Consider the following 277-nt stretch of genomic DNA (forward strand, 5'->3'; position numbering starts at 1 on the left):
CGGGAAGTAAAACCTTAGAAGATATTGTTCCCTTGATGATTGAAAAGGTACGGAACAATCAATCGGTAGTGCGTCTCCATTCCGGTGATTTAACGCTTTATAGTGCGATTCATGAACAAATGCAGGCGTTAGCAGATCGAATATTCCTGTGGAGTTAATCCCCGGCATTAGTGCCTTTCAAGATGCAGCAGCAAAATTAGGGGTGGAATTAACGGTTCCTGGGTTGGTGCAAACGATTATTTTAGCGCGAATTAGCGGGCGTGCTTCTTCGGTTCCG

1 protein-coding gene is annotated in these 277 nt (G+C 45.1%); it reads left to right on the plus strand.

Translation table 11 applies throughout. The annotated features are described in order from the left end of the window. Nucleotides 1-142 precede the first annotated feature (142 nt). Nucleotides 143-277 (plus strand): SAM-dependent methyltransferase (locus R0J92_RS22710; RefSeq protein WP_411053327.1); only part of this gene is annotated, 135 nt, incomplete at its 3' end.

Source organism: Tritonibacter sp. SIMBA_163, assembly GCF_046535935.1.
Lineage (GTDB): Bacteria > Pseudomonadota > Alphaproteobacteria > Rhodobacterales > Rhodobacteraceae > Epibacterium > Epibacterium scottomollicae.